22 protein-coding genes and 1 tRNA gene are annotated in these 19620 nt (G+C 56.6%); 11 read left to right on the top strand and 12 right to left on the bottom strand.

The features are described 5' to 3' along the window. The first annotated feature begins 45 nt into the window (after window positions 1–45). The 3 genes from RSK20926_RS09890 to RSK20926_RS09880 all read left to right on the top strand — a co-directional run bounded on the left by RSK20926_RS09890 (window position 46) and on the right by RSK20926_RS09880 (window position 2698). Window positions 46–828: a maleate cis-trans isomerase family protein gene (locus RSK20926_RS09890; RefSeq protein ID WP_008206325.1), complete on the top strand. Its 783-nt coding sequence runs from the start codon at window positions 46–48 to the stop codon at window positions 826–828. Window positions 829–956: 128 nt separating this feature from the next. Further along, on the top strand, window positions 957–2291 hold the full coding sequence (locus tag RSK20926_RS09885; protein WP_008206319.1) for an amidase: 1335 nt from the start codon (window positions 957–959) through the stop codon (window positions 2289–2291). A gap of 17 nt (window positions 2292–2308) precedes the next feature. Then, window positions 2309–2698 (top strand): ectoine synthase, encoded by a 390-nt coding sequence (locus RSK20926_RS09880; protein WP_037254577.1) that lies wholly within the window; start codon window positions 2309–2311, stop codon window positions 2696–2698. Between the two features lie 104 nt (window positions 2699–2802). Here the strand turns inward: RSK20926_RS09880 and RSK20926_RS09875 are convergent, their stop codons facing one another. The 7 genes from RSK20926_RS09875 to RSK20926_RS09840 form a co-directional block, all read right to left on the bottom strand. Next, window positions 2803–3150: a GNAT family N-acetyltransferase gene (locus RSK20926_RS09875; RefSeq protein WP_037254575.1), complete on the bottom strand. Its 348-nt coding sequence runs from the start codon at window positions 3148–3150 to the stop codon at window positions 2803–2805. A 40-nt stretch (window positions 3151–3190) separates the two neighbouring features. Beyond that, window positions 3191–4243, bottom strand: coding sequence for a FecCD family ABC transporter permease (locus tag RSK20926_RS09870; protein WP_008206314.1), 1053 nt, complete (start codon window positions 4241–4243; stop codon window positions 3191–3193). Between the two features lie 3 nt (window positions 4244–4246). Next, complete coding sequence (locus tag RSK20926_RS09865; RefSeq protein WP_008206312.1) at window positions 4247–5182, bottom strand: ABC transporter substrate-binding protein; 936 nt, start codon at window positions 5180–5182, stop codon at window positions 4247–4249. 15 nt (window positions 5183–5197) lie between these two features. Then, window positions 5198–6031, bottom strand: a complete 834-nt coding sequence (locus RSK20926_RS22060) for an ABC transporter ATP-binding protein (protein ID WP_083805763.1) — start codon at window positions 6029–6031, stop codon at window positions 5198–5200. Between the two features lie 88 nt (window positions 6032–6119). Beyond that, window positions 6120–7246, bottom strand: a protein-coding gene (locus tag RSK20926_RS09855) for an IS3-like element ISRosp5 family transposase (RefSeq protein ID WP_085979697.1) whose coding sequence is annotated in 2 segments (ribosomal slippage) — window positions 6120–6982 and window positions 6982–7246 — 1128 coding nt in all. Because the reading frame shifts where the segments join, the coding sequence is not laid out codon by codon here. Between the two features lie 490 nt (window positions 7247–7736). Next, a tRNA-Ala gene (locus RSK20926_RS09845) sits at window positions 7737–7812 on the bottom strand. 176 nt (window positions 7813–7988) lie between these two features. After that, window positions 7989–8315 carry a TIGR02300 family protein gene (locus RSK20926_RS09840; protein WP_008206306.1) on the bottom strand — a complete coding sequence of 109 codons (327 nt, stop codon included), beginning with the start codon at window positions 8313–8315 and terminating at the stop codon, window positions 7989–7991. Window positions 8316–8414: 99 nt separating this feature from the next. Here RSK20926_RS09840 and RSK20926_RS09835 point away from each other — a divergent pair, with 99 nt between their 5' ends. Beyond that, window positions 8415–9095, top strand: coding sequence for a M48 family metallopeptidase (locus RSK20926_RS09835; protein ID WP_008206304.1), 681 nt, complete (start codon window positions 8415–8417; stop codon window positions 9093–9095). Between the two features lie 86 nt (window positions 9096–9181). Next, window positions 9182–9844, top strand: coding sequence for a GntR family transcriptional regulator (locus tag RSK20926_RS09830; RefSeq protein ID WP_008206302.1), 663 nt, complete (start codon window positions 9182–9184; stop codon window positions 9842–9844). A gap of 102 nt (window positions 9845–9946) precedes the next feature. Here the strand turns inward: RSK20926_RS09830 and RSK20926_RS09825 are convergent, their stop codons facing one another. Continuing rightward, a complete protein-coding gene (locus tag RSK20926_RS09825) occupies window positions 9947–10711 on the bottom strand; it encodes a hypothetical protein (protein WP_008206301.1) in 765 nt (254 codons plus the stop codon). 93 nt (window positions 10712–10804) lie between these two features. On the opposite strand from RSK20926_RS09825, the gene RSK20926_RS09820 reads away from it, so the two are divergent. Beyond that, a complete protein-coding gene (locus RSK20926_RS09820) occupies window positions 10805–11215 on the top strand; it encodes a winged helix-turn-helix transcriptional regulator (protein WP_008206300.1) in 411 nt (136 codons plus the stop codon). Between the two features lie 9 nt (window positions 11216–11224). Here RSK20926_RS09820 and RSK20926_RS09815 read toward each other — a convergent pair whose 3' ends face one another. Then, entirely contained in the window at window positions 11225–12187 is a 963-nt protein-coding gene (locus tag RSK20926_RS09815; RefSeq protein ID WP_008206298.1) for an acetyl-CoA carboxylase carboxyltransferase subunit alpha, read from the bottom strand. Window positions 12188–12252: 65 nt separating this feature from the next. Here RSK20926_RS09815 and RSK20926_RS09810 point away from each other — a divergent pair, with 65 nt between their 5' ends. Continuing rightward, complete coding sequence (locus RSK20926_RS09810; RefSeq protein WP_157133077.1) at window positions 12253–13149, top strand: hypothetical protein; 897 nt, start codon at window positions 12253–12255, stop codon at window positions 13147–13149. A gap of 51 nt (window positions 13150–13200) precedes the next feature. After that, window positions 13201–14034, top strand: a complete 834-nt coding sequence (locus RSK20926_RS09805; protein WP_008206295.1) for an AraC family transcriptional regulator — start codon at window positions 13201–13203, stop codon at window positions 14032–14034. Between the two features lie 121 nt (window positions 14035–14155). On the opposite strand, the gene RSK20926_RS09800 is transcribed toward RSK20926_RS09805, so the two are convergent. Further along, window positions 14156–14752, bottom strand: a complete 597-nt coding sequence (locus tag RSK20926_RS09800) for a LysE family translocator (RefSeq protein ID WP_008206294.1) — start codon at window positions 14750–14752, stop codon at window positions 14156–14158. A gap of 72 nt (window positions 14753–14824) precedes the next feature. Here RSK20926_RS09800 and RSK20926_RS09795 point away from each other — a divergent pair, with 72 nt between their 5' ends. Beyond that, on the top strand, window positions 14825–15277 hold the full coding sequence (locus RSK20926_RS09795; RefSeq protein WP_008206293.1) for an Lrp/AsnC family transcriptional regulator: 453 nt from the start codon (window positions 14825–14827) through the stop codon (window positions 15275–15277). 56 nt (window positions 15278–15333) lie between these two features. Here RSK20926_RS09795 and RSK20926_RS09790 read toward each other — a convergent pair whose 3' ends face one another. Then, entirely contained in the window at window positions 15334–15942 is a 609-nt protein-coding gene (locus RSK20926_RS09790; protein WP_008206292.1) for a hypothetical protein, read from the bottom strand. A gap of 113 nt (window positions 15943–16055) precedes the next feature. Beyond that, complete coding sequence (locus RSK20926_RS09785; protein ID WP_008206291.1) at window positions 16056–17015, bottom strand: L-malyl-CoA/beta-methylmalyl-CoA lyase; 960 nt, start codon at window positions 17013–17015, stop codon at window positions 16056–16058. A gap of 219 nt (window positions 17016–17234) precedes the next feature. On the opposite strand from RSK20926_RS09785, the gene RSK20926_RS09780 reads away from it, so the two are divergent. Then, window positions 17235–18473, top strand: a complete 1239-nt coding sequence (locus RSK20926_RS09780) for an MFS transporter (RefSeq protein WP_232281868.1) — start codon at window positions 17235–17237, stop codon at window positions 18471–18473. A 101-nt stretch (window positions 18474–18574) separates the two neighbouring features. Then, the gene (gene dgcN, locus RSK20926_RS09775) at window positions 18575–19576 is read left to right on the top strand and encodes an N-acetyltransferase DgcN (protein ID WP_008206289.1); all 1002 of its coding nucleotides are present in this window, start codon (window positions 18575–18577) and stop codon (window positions 19574–19576) included. Window positions 19577–19620 lie beyond the last annotated feature (44 nt).

Below are 19620 nucleotides of genomic sequence, written 5' to 3'. Positions count from 1 at the left end.
GGCAGAGTCATAGCTCAAACTGAAAACCCGTCAGGAATTAGATTTATGCCACCCCCCGCCGAACCATCATCTGCCACGCGCGAAAATGAATATTTTGTCCCCAATCTCGGGGACAAGCCTGGACCCAACAGGATCGGCTTGATCGTCCTTTCCAGCGATATGATCACTGAGCGGGACTTTGGCCTCATGACGCCACGCGGAGGAGAGATTTGCTACTATTCGACAAGAGTTCCGCTTGAAATTCCGGTTACGGAGGGAAACCTGCGCCGGATGGGGCCACAGCTGTCTGAGGCCGCCTCCCTCATCTTGCCCACGACCCATATTGATGTCATCGCCTACAGCTGCACCTCAGCCTCAGTTTTAATTGGCCCCGAAGAAGTGACGGCTCAAATTCAAAAAGGCAGGCCCGGCGCTCAGGTCGTGACACCAATTTTAGCCGCAATAGCGGCTTTCGAGGCCAGCAACATCAAACGGATAACACTCCTGACCCCCTATACATTGGAAATCACCGCGGCCATGGGTGAATTTATCGAAAGTCAGGGGACAGAAGTTCTTAATCAAGCGTATTTCGGTTTGCTTGACGATCAGGATATGGCCCGTCTGAAGCCGGAGACCATCCATGACGCGGTGGTTGATATTGTCCACGAAGATGCGGATGCAGTGTTCGTTTCCTGCACAGGCGTCAGAACAGTAGAAACCATTGAACGGCTTGAAAGCACGCTGAACAAACCCGTGTTTTGCAGTAATCAATGCATGTTTTGGCAGTCTTTGCGGCTGAGCGGCTACGACAAACCTGTCACCGGCTTCGGACAGCTTCTTTTGCGTTGAAGGTGTGATCTAAAATTATCCTCTTCGGTAAAGGAATGCGCGGTTTGTTCAAACCGTTTTAAAACTCACCCCGGTCAACACCTGAGTTTGCCGCCTGACAATAACCCCAGGGCAATGACAAAACTACAATGCAAAATCTGAACCTCATCCTGGCAGGTCTCGAGAGCGGCCGCATTACCGCAGCAGAACTGGTTGACCAGGCCCTTTCACATGCGGCTGACCCGGCTTTGCAGGGGAATGTTAGTTTTCGGCGCCTTTTTCCGGATCAGGCGCGGCATGAGGCGTCATATTGGGATGAAAAACGCGCAACGGGTCAGAAGTGTCCTTCGTTAGCGGGAGTGCCGTTTTCAGTAAAAGACAATTTCGATGTTCAAGGGCGTGTGACCTGTGCCGCATCGCCGGTTCTGAAAAACAATCCCCGTGCAAGCAGAGACGCTCCATTCCTCGCGAAACTGCGGGCCTTGGGGGCTGTTTTGATCGGGCAGACGAACATGACGGAATTCGCCTATTCCGGCCTTGGTCTGAACAGCCATTTTGGAACCCCGCTGTCACCGGCAGGCCGCGCCCAGAGCATGGTTGCCGGCGGATCATCGTCTGGCGGCGCGGTTTCAGTTGCCGAAGGAATGAGCCTGTTCGCCGTCGGCTCGGACACCAGTGGGTCCTGTCGTATCCCCGCGGCGTGTTGCGGATTGGCCGGTTTTCGCCCGTCTCAGAGCGTGTTTCCCAGCCGGGGTATCATTCCACTTGCTCCAAGTTTTGATGTGCCAGGGCTGATCGCCCCAGATGTTTCTGGCCTTGCTGCGCTGTTCGACGCCGTGACCGGCCACGAGGGCGTGCAGAGCAAACACTCTCTTTGCGGGAAGCGGTTCCTGCTCCCAACTGACTTGCTCCTGGAAGAAACCGATTCTGAGGTACGCAATTACTATGACCAGGCCATTTCCGTTCTGACCGATCTGGGGGTCAAAACAGATCGCCGACCGTTTCTGTTTGACCAGATTGCAAACGAATTGCCGCCCTCTGACATCGTGACTTACGAAGCGTTTCAGTTTCACAAAGATTATCTCGCAAAGCAGCGGGCGGAATATGACCCACGTATCGCTATGCGCATGGAACAGGCTGCAAAAATATCTTCGGCACGCTACAGTCAATTGCTTGAAAAGATGCGCGGGCTGCGACGCCTTTCCGATAAAATTCTGGCTGATTTTGACGGCCTGCTATTGCCCACACTTCCTATCCTTCCGCCTAGGCTGAACCAACTGACCGAAGAGAAAAATTACTTGCGGATGAATAGCCTGATCATTCGCAACACCGCTATCGCCAATCACCTAGATCTGCCCTCTGTGTCGATACCGATGGTTGAGGCCACCGCCGCCGGAACACCAGTCTCGCTTCAGTTGATTGGCGCACGAAATGCCGACCATGGGGCGCTTCATCTCGCATCCCTTATATCTAAACACCTATGAACCCTAAGGAGCAAACAATGATCGTACGAAGCCTGACCGACATTGCCAATACCGACAGAGACGTTTCCGGCCCTGGTTGGAAAAGCCGTCGCTTGTTGCTGGCATCCGACGGGATGGGGTTTTCGATGACCGATACAATTATCGAAGACGGGGCCACGTTGGAGCTTGAATACAAACATCACTTGGAGGCCTGTTACTGCATCGCAGGCCGGGGAGAGGTGACGCTGGCCGGTGAGAATAACTGGCAACCTCTTGAACCGTTTACCGTATACGCTCTTGACAAAAATGACCGGCACCAGGTGCGGGCGATTGGCGGAGACTTGCGCCTCGTTTGCGCGTTCAATCCGCCCCTAAGTGGGCAGGAAGTTCACCGGTCGGACGGCAGTTACGCGCCGCTTGATTCCTGAGGTGTGCCATATAACCAGAGTTGTCCGGCAAAGCCCCCCACAAGGATTTGGACGGCATTAAAAACGGGCATTTTTGGACGATGGTGTTCACGGAGCTTTGTTGCTTAGATCAATCTGTGTGCGGCTTCAGTTGCGTATCCTCGACCCCATACACTCTTCATCAGTCGCAAACCGATTTCGACGTCACCCGATTGAACTCTCGAAAGATCTTTGATCAAGCTGACATAGCCAAACATTCGACTGTCTTGCTTTCTTTCAATAGCAAGGCAGTCGGGCAAGGCGCTTTTTGGCTGCTGCGTTGTTGCACGTTGCAACCAAGTTATCTGATCGCTCTCGCTCAGCGCGCCATTTTCGCTGAACTGCATGACGTCTGGATCAGCCAGCAACAGGTGAATTTGGTGAATGTCACTATTGTCCCAGCGTCGAAGGCGAAGACGTCCGGTCTCAATCATCTGCTTGTTTGGTGTCTGCATTTGACTGTTTAGGCATATGCTAAGCCTGACGTCGGCTCAGAAGCCAAACGAAGAAGACACCACCGACTAGGCCGGTAACGATGCCGATGGGCATGTCTTCCGGTGCCATAATTGTACGCGCTGTGATATCCGCCCAGAGGAGGAAGATCGCCCCGAGAAAGGCTGAGGCGGGGAGCACCCGTCGGTAGTCGCCGCCGACCCGCATGCGAGCTACGTGCGGGACCATCAGGCCGACAAACCCGATGATACCGGAGAAAGCGACCATGACACCGGTGATGAGTGCACCTGCCACGAATACCGCAAGGCGGAAGCGGGCGACCGGGATGCCGAGGGTTGAGGCGGTTTCATCGCCCACCGTCATGGCGTTCAATTCCGTAGACCGCGACAGAAGCCAGGCGGCGCTGACTAGAAGCACAACTAGCGGATAGATCAACTGGCCCCATTGCGCGAGGCCGAGGCTGCCCAGCATCCAGAAGACGACCACGTGGGTCGCTTTGGGGTCGCCGAGGAAGATCAGAACGTTGGCGCAGGCCATGATGATGAAGGAAACGGCGACGCCCGCCAGGACAAGCCGGTCCGCACTCATCGCGTCGGCAAAGCGTGACACGCCCAGCACGATGGTTGTGGCCCCAAGTGCCCCGAGGAAAGCCAGAAGCGGGACAGTAAGAAGGCCAATGAACAGACCCGTGTGCAGGAGTGCCAAGATCGCCCCAAAAGCTCCGCCGGACGAGATGCCCAACAGATGTGGATCCGCCAGAGGGTTGCGCGTAACCGCTTGCAGACTTGCGCCCACCATCGCCAGACCAGCCCCGACCATCATCGCAAGGATCGCCCTTGGAAAGCGGATTTCCCAGACGATCGCCTCGCGCCCCTGGCTCCAGGTTTGCTCGATCAGCCCGGGGCTGATATTGTTGAGCAGGATGCCCCAGACCGTGCCGAGGGGGACGGGAACCGCACCCACCGACACTGCGAATGATAGCGAGACCAAAAGCAGGGCCACCCCAACCAACAGAAAAGGTAACACGCCGAAGCGGCGGCGAGCCAAAGGGTGTGTGCTGGCGGCCTCGCTCATGAGTTACTCAGCCCAGAAGGCTTCGGCGAGGGTTTTGATCGCTTGAATGTTGCGCGGTCCCGGTGTGGCCTCGACGTATTCCAGCGTCACGAAACGGTCGTTCTTGACGGCGTCGAGGTCGGCAAAGGCTGGGTTCGACATCATGAACTCACGCTTTTGTTCGGCGGTGACTTCGCCGTAGTTGACGATCATGATCACCTCTGGGTTCCGTTCGACCACCTCTTCCCAGGTGACGGTGGCCCAGCTTTTCTCGAAATCATCCATGATGTTCACGCCGCCTGCGGCTTCGATCAGCGCCGTGGGCATGGCGTAGCGGCCGGCGGTAAAGGGGGTATCTTCGCCGCTGTCATAAATAAAGACACGTGGGGGTTCGCCGGTTTCCAGCTCACCGGTGAAGGCCGCAAGTTCTGCCCGGTAGCCCTCGACCAGTTCCGCTGCCTTGTCTTCGACTTCGAAGATCGTGCCGAGGTTGGTTAGGTCATTGTACATGTCCTCGATGCTGGCCTTCTCCTTGTCCATGATGTGGGTGCAGCTTTCCGTCAGTTCGTAGACCTGCACTCCGAAGGGTTCGAGTGTTTCTGGTGTGACCTCACCGCCAACCTTAATGCCGTAGTTCCAGCCCGCGAAGAAGAAGTCTGCGTCGGCGCCGACGATCACCTCTTTCGATGGGTATTTGGCAGACAGCTCGGGGAGTTCCTCGACACCCGCTGTCATCTCTTCATCCAGCGTCTTCCAACCGGAGATGCCGGTATAGCCGACCATGCGGTCCGCAAGGCCCAGGGCGAGCATCATTTCCGTTAGGTTAACGTCGTTGGAGACTGCACGTTCTGGCGGTGCGTCGAAGGTCACTGTGCGGTTACAGCTTTGAACGGTGGTGTCCGCGACGGCCATACTAGCGCTGAAGCTAAGCGCTGCTGCGCCAAATGCGATCAGTTTCATCTGGGTGGTCCTGTATTAGAGATGGAATGTCATATGTTTCGTATTGCTCGGCGCGAGATGTTCTCGCCGCGCTGTCACGTGAAAGGCATTCGAAATCGCGATCTCAGAGAACACGTCTTGCGGCGCGCCAAAACCGACAGCGTAACCATCGTCCAACAGCAGCACCTGGTCGCAAACATCTGCGGCCATGTTCAGATCGTGCAGCGAGGTGACAATCGTCACTGGAAGGTCACGGATCAATTTCAGAACCTCAAGTTGGTGCCGAATGTCGAGGTGGTTGGTGGGTTCATCCAAGATTAAGAGCTGTGGTTCTTGCGCAAGCGCGCGGGCGACCATCACACGCTGACGCTCTCCGCCTGACAGCGTGCCTAGGTGACGCTCCGCGAAACCACCAAGGTCTAGCCGTTCGAGTGTTGCCGCGAGAATATCGGCATCCCTTCGACCTGATGTACCTCCAAACCCAGTCCGGTGAGGCGTGCGTCCAAGGGCAACGATCTCGCGAACTGTCAGCGCAAAATCGGTGGGCTGCTCTTGCAAGACTGCTGCAACTTTGCGCGCTGTGTCTCTCGCAGAAACCGTCCAGATATCGTGGTCATCAATCTTTACCGAGCCGCTTGTGGAGCGATGATACCGGTAGAGCAGTCGGAGTAGCGTGGATTTCCCTGCGCCGTTGGGACCAACAATTCCGAGGACCTGACCAGGCGAGAGATCAAAACTGATTGGATATAGGACTGGTTTGCGACTTCGTGGTGCATTCCAACTCGCGTCTTTAACGGTAAGATACGCGCCGCAAGTTAGCTGGGCGTCGGAACATCCGGAAAGAGACGTATCATCCGCGATATCTTTCATGTCTCAGCCAGCATTAGGTCTGAAACGAGCGGGGATTGGGTATCTAGTGGCGGCTGATCAGCCCCATCGAAGTGGTCCAGTGTGAGTGTTAGTGCATGATCGGCCTGGTTTCCACCGGAACGATGGCTTCCGGAGCCGGTGGGCGATAGCCCAGAGCACTATGCGGCCGTTTTGTGTTGTAGTGATTTCTCCATTGTTCAATCAGGATCTGGGCCTCACGCAGGCTGTAAAATACCTCTCCATTCAGCAGCTCGTCTCTGAAGCGCGCGTTGAAGCTTTCACAGTATCCGTTCTCCCAAGGTGATCCTGGTTCAATGTAGGCCGTTTGGGCACCGACCGCTGCGATCCAATCTCGAACGGCCTGAGCAATGAACTCTGGGCCATTATCTGATCTGATGAAAGCAGGAACGCCACGCAGGATGAAAAGATCTGTCAGCGCGTCAATAACTTCTGCCGAGTTCAAGCGCCTCTTCACCCGGATCGCCAGGCATTCCCGGCTGTGTTCATCCAGAATGTTCAGTGTCCGGAACGCTTTCCCGTCATCCGTTCGATGGTGCACGAAGTCATAGGACCAGACATGGTCACGATATTCGGGCCGGAGTCGAACACACGACCCGTCGTTCAGCCAGAGCCGTCCTTTCTTCGGTTGTTTCATTGGAACTTTCAGCCCCTCACGCCGCCATAGGCGCTCAACACGTTTGTCGTTGATTTGCCAGCCGGCGTCTCTCAGAAGAGCCGCTATCCGACGGTAACCGTATCGACCATATTGGCGTGTCAGTTCGATCATGTCAGACACCAACCGGTCTTCGTCAGCACGTCCAACAGGCACCCGCCTCTGTGTGGAACGGTGCTGTCCCAGAACACGGCAGGCGCGACGCTCTGAGACGTGGAACTGGCGTCGCACATGATCAATGCAGTTACGGCGGCGCGAGGGGCTCAGAAGTTTCCCCGTGCAGCTTCCGACAGAATGAGCTTGTCCAATGTCAGATCAGAAACTGCCCAACGCAGCCGGTCATTCTCCTTCTGAAGTCGCTTTAGTTCCTTCAGTTGGTCGGTTCCCATACCGCCATATTGCTTGCGCCAGCGATAGAAGGTTTGTTCTGTAATCTGCACCTGTCGAATGGCGTCTACGCGCGGCATCCCTTGGCCGCAAAGCACCTCAACCTGCCGTAACTTCGTGACAATCTCTTCGGGCTTGTGTCGCTTGATTCCCATATCTGATCCTCCGTTTCCTAACTATACGGGCGGATCACTTCAGTGGGGGAGGATCATTCCTCAAGGCGCATGTGAACAAGACCGACCGCAATGATGCGCGCGGGATCGCGCAGATGATGCGGGTCATGGTTCCTGTGAAAGCCATCACTGTGCCAATAGCCCGGACTGTCCCGCGCTGTGCGAACTTGAGGATTCAGATTTTCTGCGGTCCGCCCGAAAGGCCGCATTCTCCTCTGCTATGCCGTGAGCGGTATTCGGCGGTGCAGCGGCCCGGCGCGCTGCAAGCGCGTGCAGCATGAAAATCAAGTTCACACTTAGGGCTCGTAGCTGCGTGGCGCTCCCGCGGCTCTCGACTTCTTCTCAGGTCATATTCTTGAAAATCAAGTGACCGTGCCAAGCGGGATTGGTCCGCAGTCAGCCGCGAAATACCATCAGAGGCAATCTCTTTGACCGAAAGAGCAAAGCGATCTGACACTTTTCAAGGAGGATTTGGTGGAGCCTAGCGGGATCGAACCGCTGACCTCCTGCATGCCATGCAGGCGCTCTCCCAGCTGAGCTAAGGCCCCAAACCTTCCGCGTTCCGTTGACCGTTTGGTCCGTTCCGTCTCGCGGTGTGAGGGTGATTTAAGGGAGGTTGGCCTGGGCTGCAAGAGGAAAATGCACCTTTGCCAACAGATTTTTTCATGGGTGATTTTGGGCTGGCTCAGAGTGGTTGAAACCTGGCTTGAGCCAGCCCAAAGATTTAGGAATCGTCGTCGTTGCTGGCGACATCGGCGATCTCTTCAAGAGGTACGTTATCCTCTTCATCGTCGTCGTCCAGAACATCATCGCCCAGATCCAGGTCGACGTCTTCGTCATCTTCCAGCACATCGGCATCTGCATCGATGTTCTCTTTGGCTTTCAAAGTCGCTGCGTCTTCGCTATCGGCTTCGATCATCCGGCTTTTGCCGGTGTTAAGCTCGACGATTTCGCCCGTATAGGGGCTGACGATCGGGTCTTTGTTCAGGTCGTAAAACCGCTTGCCTGTGGTTGGGCAGACGCGCTTTACACCCCATTCTTCTTTGGGCATTTGAATCCCCTCGATTTATACATGAGTCGTGTCGACGATTCAGGTGCCTTGCCATATGAGGATGGCACTGTCAAAGCCTTTGCCGTAAAGGGGCCATAGATGAGCGCATATCACCTTCCGGGAAAGCCACCTGTGCCCTTGATGTTGCGCCGTTCCAAACGGGCGCGCCGGATGAGTTTGCGAATCTCCGCTTTGGATGGGCGGGTAACCTTGACCCTGCCACCGCGGGTTCCAGAGGATGAAGCGTTGGAGTTTGCAGCGGAGAAAGAAGATTGGATCCGCGCCCATCTTGAAAGGCATCCCGCACCGGTCGAGGCAGAATTTGGCAATGAACTCCCTGTTGAGGGGGCGGCCCGGAGAATCTCTTCCGAGAAACGGCGTGGTGTCAAACTCACACCTGATGAGCTTTTGGTCGGTGGGAGCAATCCAAAGCGCTCCCTGGAGAGGTTCCTGAAGGAACTGGCGCGTGATCGGCTGGTTGCGGCTTCGGATCACTATGCGCAGGACTTGGGGCGAGGCTATAGCCGGATCACTCTGCGGGATACGCGGTCGCGCTGGGGGTCTTGTTCTTCCGATGGGGGGCTCATGTATTCTTGGCGCCTGATCATGGCGCCACCAAAGGTGTTGAACTATGTGGCGGCGCATGAGGTGGCGCATCTGCAAGAGATGAATCATTCCGCCGATTTCTGGTCCCTGGTGCAAAAACTGTTTGGGGATAGCAGCGCCGAGAGGCGTTGGCTGAAAGAAGAGGGCTCGAGCCTCCATCGATATCGCTTCTAGGTTGTCGACAGGGCTGCGGCCCAATGCTGTATTGCCTTAAGTGAAGCGCTTGACCTCTCCCTGTTTTGTGATCACATGTAAATCTTATGAGCCAAACCCTGCGCGCTTCCAGCTCCGTTCCGGATACTTCAGCCTCTGCCCATGATCGGGTTTATCGGACCCTTCGGGCACGGATCATGTATGGTGAGATTGCACCGGGTGCCGCGCTGACTTTGCGCGGGATCGGGCGTGAGTTTGAGGTGTCCATGACGCCTGCGCGCGAAGCGGTTCGCCGCCTGGTGGCAGAAGGTGCGCTCTTCCTGTCAAACTCGGGTCGTGTTTCCACGCCTGAGCTTTCGAATGAGCGCATAGAAGAACTGGCAGCGCTGCGTGCGCTTCTGGAGGTAGAGCTTTCCAGCCGCGCCTTGCCGCGTGCTCATATGGCTCTTATTGAGCGGCTCCAGAGCATCAATTCCACTGTGGCCGAGATGGTCTCAAAGCGCGATGCGGTGGGATATATCAGAACCAATCTAGAGTTCCATCGCACCCTTTACCTACGTGCGCAGGCGCCAGCGATGCTGGCTATGGCAGAAACCGTCTGGCTGCAACTTGGCCCGACCATGCGAGCGCTTTACGGACGGCTTGGGCGGACCGACCCACCACAGAACCATCGTTTGATCATCGCGGCGCTCCGGGCTGGGGATGAGCCTGGGCTGCGTCTTGCTGTTCGTTCGGATGTCACGCAGGGGCTTCGGCTGCTGGCCGGCTAGGACCGCGATACGGCTATTCAGGGCGCTGCGCAATTGCCTGCCCGCCCTGTACGGTGGTCTGTCTGATATTTGGTTGGGAGGCCCTATTGAATTGCTTCAGTTTCAGCTTTCGCTGTTGCTGTAATAGGGGGAGCCCATCGCCCGGCTTGCGGTCTCGGTCAGCGTGGCATCAAAGATCCGCGTGTAGAATGCACAGCCCAATTCGGCCGCTGTTTCCGGGAAGCGGTTGAGCGCAAACTCTGCCGCGCTGTCCAGAGTGTCAAAGGCATCAAACCCACCCAGGGTCTGCGTTTGCAACCCACTCAACCAAACCTTATTTTGCAGCCCGGGCACCTGTTTCAAGGCCTTGTTGCGGTCCTGCCAGGGCGCATCATCAAAGGCGCGCGACAGTTGCAATTCCGTATAAACAAAGGCACCGGGTGTTGCGGCTTGCCCACCATAAAAGACCGAGTCCATATCGCGGCTGGCTTTGGCGGTTACTCTGGCATTAAAAACCCGCGTATTGTGGGCGACCCCAAAGCTGCGTGCTTCGGAGGGGAAGTATCCGGTGACGAAACCGCGCGCGTTTTCAATGCTGTCAAAGGCGTAGAAGCCGCCGAGAGATCCGCTCGCGTGTCCCGATAACCAAGTTTTGTTCAAGAAACCTGGCTGCTTGAGAATCGCAGCATTGATTTCCTGCCAAGGGGCTTGATCGAAGGGGATTGAGATTGCGACTTCGGTATAGACAAAGGCTTGTGGGGTCACGGGATGGTCCTTGGCTTGGGGTAGGGAGGGGGTCAGCAGTGCGGCTGCTGAAGTGGCGAGCAGCTGGCGTCGGGACAGCCGGGATCGATCGCGGAAAGCCGCGTTATTGAGGGTATAGGTCATGGTTGCTCCATTAAACACTTGCAAAATGCAAGTTATCAATTGCTGTCATAACAACTTGCAATTCGCAAGTAGAAATGTGAGAAAAGAGATCTGATGAAAAAAGACAGTAAATATCAGTCGGGATGCCCGGTGGCTTATGGGCTGGAGGTATTTGGCGACCGCTGGAGCCTTCTTGTGATCCGTGACATGGCGGTCAAAGGTGCCAAAACCTATGGGGAGCTTTTGGACGGTTGGGAGGGGATCTCGACAAACATTCTGGCGCAGCGGCTAAAGCAATTGGAAGAGGCTGGGATTTTGGTTAAAACCCAGGATCCGGATAACCGCCGAAGCTTCCTCTATAGCCTTACACCAAAGGGGCGTGATCTGGCACCTGTGCTGGCTGAGATTGCGCTGTGGAGCGCCAAATACAACGAAGCCGGCCATGCGATGACCGGCTTCAGTGATAAGGTTCAAATGGACCGGGAGCGTGTTGTCTCGCGAATCCGGAAAGGTGAATTGCCCTAGTGGCTGATCCTAGGCGGCAAGTCCTTTGGAGCCGATATCAAGGAACTTTTGGCGGCGATCCTTGATCAGGTCCGCGCCGTCTTTGTCTTTCAATTCGTCCAGCATCTCTTGGATGGCCACTCCAACGGAGGCCATCGTGGTTTTGGCGTCCCGATGCGCACCGCCCATGGGTTCGGGGATGATGCGGTCGATTACCGCGAGTTCCTGCAGGTTCTGTGCGGTGAGGCGCAGGGCTTCGGCGGCTTCGCGCATCTTTTCAGCATCCTTCCACAGGATCGAGGCGCAGCCCTCGGGTGAGATCACCGAATAGACAGCGTGTTCCAGCATGGCGACACGATTGGCCGAGGCAAAGGCCACGGCGCCGCCAGAGCCACCTTCGCCAATGATCACAGAGATCACCGGCACGCCGATCTTCAGGCTCATCTCGGTGGAGCGTGCAATCGCTTCGGACTGGCCGCGCTCTTCAGCGCCTTTGCCGGGGTAGGCGCCGGTGGTGTCCACGATGGTGACAACTGGCAGGCCAAAGCGCCCAGCCATTTCCATCAGGCGCACGGCCTTGCGGTAGCCTTCGGGGCGGGCCATGCCAAAGTTATGGGCAATGCGCGACTTGGTGTCAGAGCCTTTTTCATGGCCGATAACCATCACGGGCTGATCGTTGAAACGGGCAAGGCCGCCCATGACTGCGAGGTCATCGGCAAAGTTCCGGTCACCCGCCAGCGGCGTATACTCGGTGAACAGCGCATCGATGTAGTCACGGCAATGCGGGCGCTCTGGGTGGCGGGCCACCTGGCATTTGCGCCAGGGGGTAAGATCGCTGTAGAGATCTTTCAGCAGCTGCTCTGCCTTTGCATCCAGCGCTGCGGCCTCATCAGCCACATCCATCTCTTCATTGGCACGGGCCAGGGCACGCAGTTCTTCTGCCTTGCCTTCGATTTCGGCCAGTGGTTTTTCAAATTCCAGATACTGAGTCATATTGCCTCGCCTTAGCGGTTTCGCCGTATATGGCCTTCTGTGCGATGAGATGCAACTGTTGCGATTTGGAGTTTGGCCTTGGGAAGGATGACATGAGAACGAAGGGAGTGTTGTCGACTCGCTACCTCAAGTTTCTTGGATTTGGCATTTTGGGAGCACTCTTTGTGTTCGCCGCTGTTTCTGTGGTTATTGTCTCGTTTGAATTCTCCAAGGCTTTCCACGGGTTCCTTGGAGATCTTGATCGCCGTGCTGCATGCCATTTCTCTTCTTCGGTTCGGCTGGGAATTGGTCGGATGGAAGTCGAACTACCGGCGGAGCTGATGAGCAGTTTTGAAACTCTCGGTGCAGAGGGTGGGCGCGCGATCCAGGCAGAACTTGCAATTCCTGAAGAACATGAAAACAGGGGAATATTGGCATTTTGCCTGGAGGAACCGCAATCCGCTCCCATTCCAGTTGCCAGCTTCACCTTTGGGTTTCGCTCCCCACTGGAGGGCTATGCAAAAGAGCTGGGCCTGCGCGAAGGGGTCTTCCAAGTTGGTGTTCGAGACGGGACCCAATTGTTTGGGGTTGGTAAGGCTGGAACAACTTTTGATGAAACGAGCAGTTTGATCGAAAAACAGGCCCGACGTGTTAGAACAGAGGTCGTAAATCTGGCTGGGAACGGAAGAGCCATTGATGGGTTTCGAGGCAATGCCCATTGTGAGTACCAACCCTTTTCCTTCGACCCTAAACAGCCATCGCGTATCGATACTACACGGCCACTTTGGAAATGTTCGCTTGAGATTTCTGATGACTTGACTGGTGTAACCTATGTCATCGGCGGTTTAGATTTTCAGCGGGACCAGATTGATCCTGATGAGGTGCGCGAAACTTCGCTGAAAGTTGCACGTAAGCTTCGCGAATTTCTTGAAGCCATGGCGCCGAAAAATCCGCTGCCGCAGGCAAGTCAGCAAGATTTGTGATCCGGCCCTGTGGCACATCTGATCGGGCAAGAGAGAAGGAACCCGTAAGCCATGTCCGCTGCCTATGAAAACCGCATTCTGCGTGTGCTTGAATACATCCATGACAATCCCGATGGGGATCTGTCGCTGGATCAATTGGCAGATGTGGCGGCCATGTCCCGGTTCCATTGGCACCGGGTGTTTCATGCCATAACCGGTGAGACCTGCGCCCAGGCTGTGCGTCGTATTCGCCTGCATCGTGCCGCCAGCGCGCTGGTGATTACCACAACCCCTGTCGCGGAGATCTCACAATCGGTGGGCTATCCAAACCTGGGCTCCTTCTCTCGGGCATTCACCGAGGCCTATGGCAAAAGCCCGGCGGCCTTTCGAAAGGCGGGGTGCCATTTGCCCCAACGCCCTGATTTTAAAACCGGAGCCTATCCTATGTATCCTGTAACAATTCGAGAAGAACCCGCTCGTCGCCTGGTGGGGCTGTCCCACACTGGCGACTATCACCTGATTGGAAAAAAGTTCGAAGCCTTTGGAGCACTTTGTCAGACGCGTGGCCTCTGGCCGCAGATCGGCGAGGTCGCAGCTATCTACTATGATAACCCGGAAGAGGTCGCAGCGGCAGATCTGCGCAGCTTTGCTGGGGCCGTGTTCTCTGGTGATGCGGTGCCAGAGGGTATGGAAGAGAGTCATCTGGACAGTGGTAAGGTGGCGGTCCTGACCTACAAGGGCCCTTACTCGGGCATTTCAGCGGCCTATCATAGCCTGTTTGGCAATTGGTTGCCTGCATCCGGCGAAGAGCCTGCAGATACGCCCTGTTATGAGCTCTATCTGAACAACCCGCGTGAAGTTCCACCGGAGGAACTGGTCACCGAAATCTGCTTGCCGCTCAAGTAATCGATGGGCAAGAGTTCGGGCCAAGAGTTTGGGCGAGGTGAAATGCCTCGCCCTTCTGAGTTCGTCGCGATTGAAAGTCTGATTGGTGCGTTGGTGGGCAGGGAGATCGCAGGCCTGAAGGCTATTGTTGAAGCAAGATTGCGGCCAGTGAGGCAAGCAGCAATGCGGCCATGGCCCAGTTGAAAGCCCTGAGTTGCGCAGGGCGGGTCAAAATGCGCCGCAGCTGCTGGCCAAGCGCGGTCCAGGCAGAGGCCGAGAAGCTGCCAATCAGCAAATAGGTGCCTGAAACCCAAAGAATAGCGGTCACATCCCGGCTGGCTGCATAGAGCGTGATCGCCCCCAATGCCATGGCCCAGGCCTTGGGGTTGACCCATTGAAATGCACAAGCCTGCAGGAAGGTAAGGGGGTCGCCACTGGTGCCGCCCTCTTGTGGAGGGGCGGCATTGGCGATTTTCCAGGCCAGCCAGACCATGTAGATTACTGACAGCACCGTCATCACCAAAGTGAGCTGCGGAAAGGCATCAAAAAGCTGCATGACACCCAGGCCCACTGGCAGGATCATGATCGGAAACCCGACAGCAACCCCGATCAGATGGGGTAAGCTGCGCTGGAAGCCAAAGTTGGCACCCGATGCCATCAGCATCAAGTTGTTGGGGCCAGGGGTGAAAACTGTGCCCAGGGCAAAACCGGCGAGTGCTAGGAAGAGTTCGTAAGTCATAGCGAAAAAATGACGCGTTTTGTGCCAAATGAAATTGCGTTTTGGTGCGTAAGTAATCTATTTCTGCAACCAATGGCGAAAAATGACAGAATAAATCATCAAATATTGCAAGAGCTGACACGGGACGGTCGGATCAGCAATCTGGAATTGGCAGACCGTGTAGGGCTCTCGCCGTCTGCCTGTTTGCGCCGCGTCCAAGATCTGGAACGCAGCGGCGTGATCACTGGCTACCGGGCGGTGCTGGATCGGGATGCCATGGGCAATGGCTTTGTGACTTATATCGGGGTAGGCTTGGGGGAGCACACCAAAGAGGCGCAAAAGGCCTTTGAACGAGCCATGGATGAAGCGCCAGAGGTGGTGGAATGCCACAATATCACTGGCACAATCGAATACCTCCTGCGGGTCGAATGCGCAGATCTTCCCAGCTACAAGCGCTTTCACACCGATATTCTGGGGACCTCGCCTTATGTGACCGCAATCACCACCTATGTGGTTATGGGCTCGCCCAAGGATCTGCGCAGTTGACCCCTGGCTGGCGTGGGGTTTGGATATTTGGGGAAATATGAAGCGCGAGAGTTCTGCTATTCGCCAAGCAAGTGCTTCATGGCGATGGCAGGCGACGCCAGGATCGGGATCGCTGTTTGCCGTTGCAGGATCTCGGCAGCTCCTGCCATGGAAGCCTGGGCCAAGACAACGCAGGAGGTATCCGGCAGCATTTTCAGGCTGGTGCTGATCCAGGTTGCGATTTCCGCCTCAAAACGCTTGTTGTCGCCCTCAGTAAAATGGCCCCACAGTCCGGTCAGAGGGAGGCTGCGCAACTCTGGTTCTTTGTCTAGGTCCGTAAAAGCGCGCCTTAGCAGGACAGTTGAGGGGGCAGCGGTGCTATCCAGGCAATAGGCCATCAGCACCGGGCCGCCGATGCGTGCAGCCTCCTGCATCATCGGCCAGTCCAGGCGGGTGGCACCGGCCTTCTCCGCGACCTCCCCAAGTGTTGTGCAGGTGCATAGCACAGGTCCGGATGTGGCTTGGATCGCTGCCGTGATCTCTTGCTCCAACTCGGGCGGGATACCCTGCTGGGCCCGTTCAAGCCAATCGCTACGCACGACCTGCTGCAGATCCGCCGAAGGCGCGAGAGCGGCGAATGTAGTTACATGGACTTCGGCCGTGTGGAAAAGCGTAAGATCGGGCATCGTCGGATCATCCTATTGTGGCGCTGGGCTTCATCGAAGGTTTGGCGCTGGGTGGTGCAAAAAAAGGGCGCCCGGTTGGACGCCCTTGATACCGCAATAAAGATTGGATGGCGTCAGCTATTTGCGATCAGTTCTGCCTGGGCCACGACAACCTCTGCCTGTTTGATCGAGGCAATATCGACCAGACGGCCTTTGTAGACGGTGGCGCCTTCGCCATTGGCCTTGGCCTGCTCCATGGCGGCCAGAATTTCGCGGGCCTCACCGACGGCGGCTTCGGAGGGGGTGAAGACCTCATTCGCCAGGGCGATCTGCTTGGGGTGGATGGCCCATTTGCCCACCATGCCCAGGGTGGCAGAGCGCTTGGCCTGAGCGATATAGCCCTCATCATCTGAGAAGTCCCCAAAGGGGCCGTCTACTGGCAGCAGGCCATGGGTGCGGCAGGCGGCAACAATCGCGGCCTGGGCCCAGTGCCAGGGATCCGACCAGTGCTTTTCGCCTTCGCGCAGCATGTAATAGTTTTCCTGCGTGCCGCCGATGCCAGTTGTCTGCATACCCATGGAGGCGGCAAAGTCAGCGGCGCCCAGGCTGATCGCCTGCATTCGGGGCGAAGAAGCCGCGATGGCCTCCACATGGGCAATACCCGCAGCAGATTCGATGATGACCTCAAAGGAAATCGGCTTGCTCCGGCCTTTGGCCCGCTCAATCGCGGTGACCAGAGCATCTACAGCATAGACATCTTCGGCGCAGCCCACTTTGGGGATCATGATCTGATCCAGCCGATCCCCGGCCTGTTCCAGCAGATCCACCACGTCGCGGTACCAATAGGGGGTATCAAGCCCGTTGATCCGTACGGACATGTATTTGCTGCCCCAGTCCTGGGTGTTGAGCGCTTCGATCACATTGGCGCGGGCAGCGTCCTTATCGGTTGGGGCGACGGAATCTTCCAGATCCAGGTTGATCACATCCGCTGCCGAGGCCGCCATTTTTGGAAACAGCTTGGTGTTGGAGCCGGGCCCGAAGAGCTGGCAGCGGTTGGGGCGCGCAGGTGCGGCGGGCTGAATGCGGAAGCTCATCTGCGGTGTCCTTTCGAGGGTAAGGAAATTACGAATTGATTGCCGCAAGTGTTATTAAGTTGCGCGTGTGACTGCAAGTGAATTTTGCAACCGCAGAAAAAACGCTGCATTGCGGCGCAGCTGCAGGTGCCGCAAACAGGCGCGAAGCTGTTTTTTGTGCGTGGCAAAGCTGGCGGTATGAAACGCGCATTTTTTGAAAACTGGGCCCTTTTTCTGGGCATGATTCTTCTGATGGTAGCCAATGGTCTTCTGGTTACCCTGCTGACAATCCGGGGCGCTGGCCTGGGATTTTCAGAGTTCACCATCTCACTGATGCAGGCGGCCTATCCTGCGGGGGCCTTGGTTGGCACGGCGGTGGCGCCCAAACTGGTTGAGAAGGTCGGGCATATCCGGGCCTTTTCGGCCTTGGCCTCTTTGGTGAGTATCGCGGCCATCCTGCATCTGTTGACGTCAGATCCCGTTTCCTGGTCTGCGATGCGATTTCTGGCAGGGTTTTGCTACCCAGGTCTATATGTGATTACCGAGAGTTGGCTGCAGGCCAAGGCTGAGAACCACAATCGCGCGCAGATCCTGTCGATCTACTTTATGATCTGGATGGCTGGTCCTGCCATCGGTACGGCCCTGGTTGCCTTGCCAGACCCAAGTGGCAATCTTCTGTTTGGGGTCGTTTCCATCCTGATTTCACTGTCCATCGTTCCGTTGCTTTTGTCTGGGAACAAGGCGCCGGAATATGAGGTGCCGGATCGGATGTCTGTTCGGAAGCTCTACCGGGTGTCGCCGATGGCGGTGGTTGGCAATCTGGTCAGCGCGGTTGCCGTGGCTGGCTGGTTCATTGCCTTGCCGCTTTATGCGCTGTCACTGGGGCTGAGTGGCGCACAGGCTTCCGGCGTTCTGGTGGTCGCGATGATCGTTGGGGCTGTGGTGCAATACCCGGTTGGTTGGATCAGCGATAAGACGGATAGACGTCTGGTGCTTATGGGGCTGGGGCTGGCTGGGGCAGGGGCCTGTATCTGGATGTTGATGGATCCGTCGCATACCTCATTGGTGGCAGGTTTTGGACTGCTCGCGGGGGCGAGCCTGCCGATGTATGCGGTCTGCACTGCCCATGCCAATGACCAACTGAAATCTTCGCAGATTGTGCCTGCGAGCGGGACGATGTTGTTCTTGCTGAATGTAGGCCAATTCGTCGGCACGCTTGCGGGGCCAAATTCGGTCAGTATTGCTGACGGAAAAGGATTCCTGATTGTGCTGGCAGCCCTGTGTTTCTTGGTTGCAGTGGTGGCTGTCTTGCGACGTGGACAGGAGGAGGCGCCGGAAGAAACGGGCAATTTGCAAGCTATTGCGGTGCTTGGTGCGCCCCAAGCGGGGGTCTTGCAGGCCGAATCCTGGCTGCAGGAGGAAGAAAGCATATCAGATGCTGACCTATCGAAGGAATCTTCGAAGAATCCTGAAAAGTGAGCAAGAAAAATGCACGGTGAGCTTTTGAATGCGTGAAATGGGTATGAACTTGCGGCGAATTATTCCGAAACTCCTTTCTGAGTTACGAAAAGGAAACACCCATGATCGAGACACCATATCTGTTGTTCCTGGGCGATGCGCCCGACATGTTGGCTGCCAAAGTGGCAATTGGTATCCGTGACTGGCGTCCGGATCATGCGGTTGGCCAGATCCGACTGCCAGGCTGCGGCGCAGACCTGGGCCTGAAAGACCTGAGCCTGGCAGAGGCCAAGGAAGCCGGTGCCAAGACACTGGTGATCGGTGTTGCCAACCGGGGTGGCGTGATTTCCGCAGCTTGGAAAGCCGTTCTGATCGAGGCGCTGGAAATGGGTTATGACTTGGCCTCTGGCCTGCATAACCTGCTGCGCGACGAGGGCGATCTGGTTGCAGCGGCACAAACCCATGGTGGCACTCTGCATGATGTGCGCGTTCCCACCGTTGGCTACCCGATTGCCAACGGCAAGCCCCGCACCGGCAAGCGCTGTCTGGCAGTTGGCACCGACTGCTCGGTCGGCAAGATGTACACCGCTATGGCGATGGACAATGAAATGCGCGATCGCGGCATGAAGTCCACCTTCCGTGCGACCGGCCAGACCGGCATTCTGATCACCGGCCACGGCGTGCCGCTCGACGCGGTCATCGCTGACTTCATGGCTGGGTCGATCGAATATCTGACCCCGGACAATGATGATGATCACTGGGACCTGATCGAAGGACAGGGGTCGCTGTTCCATGTCTCTTACTCTGGCGTTACCATGGCGCTGGTGCATGGTGGGCAGCCGGATGCACTGATCCTGTGCCATGAGCCGACCCGAACTCATATGCGCGGTCTGCCCGAATATGATGTCCCCACTCTGGAAGAGCTGAAGGCCGTGGCTCTGCCGCTTGCACAGCGGGCAAACCCGGCCTGTCAGATCGTGGGCATCTCGGTCAATACCCAGCATCTGAGCGAGGATGAGGCGGTGACCTATCTTGCCAAGCTGGAAGAACAAATGGGCCTGCCTGCCGTGGACCCCTATCGCCATGGCGCTGGTCGCCTGGTAGACGCTCTGGCAGCGGTCTGATTTATACCCCCTGACCGGAGGCGCTTGCCGTTAGGTTTGGTGCC

Source organism: Roseobacter sp. SK209-2-6 (assembly GCF_000169455.1).
Taxonomy (GTDB): domain Bacteria; phylum Pseudomonadota; class Alphaproteobacteria; order Rhodobacterales; family Rhodobacteraceae; genus Pseudophaeobacter.
Note: the sequence above shows the minus strand (reverse complement) of the source record. Positions and strands in the feature narration are given on the sequence as shown.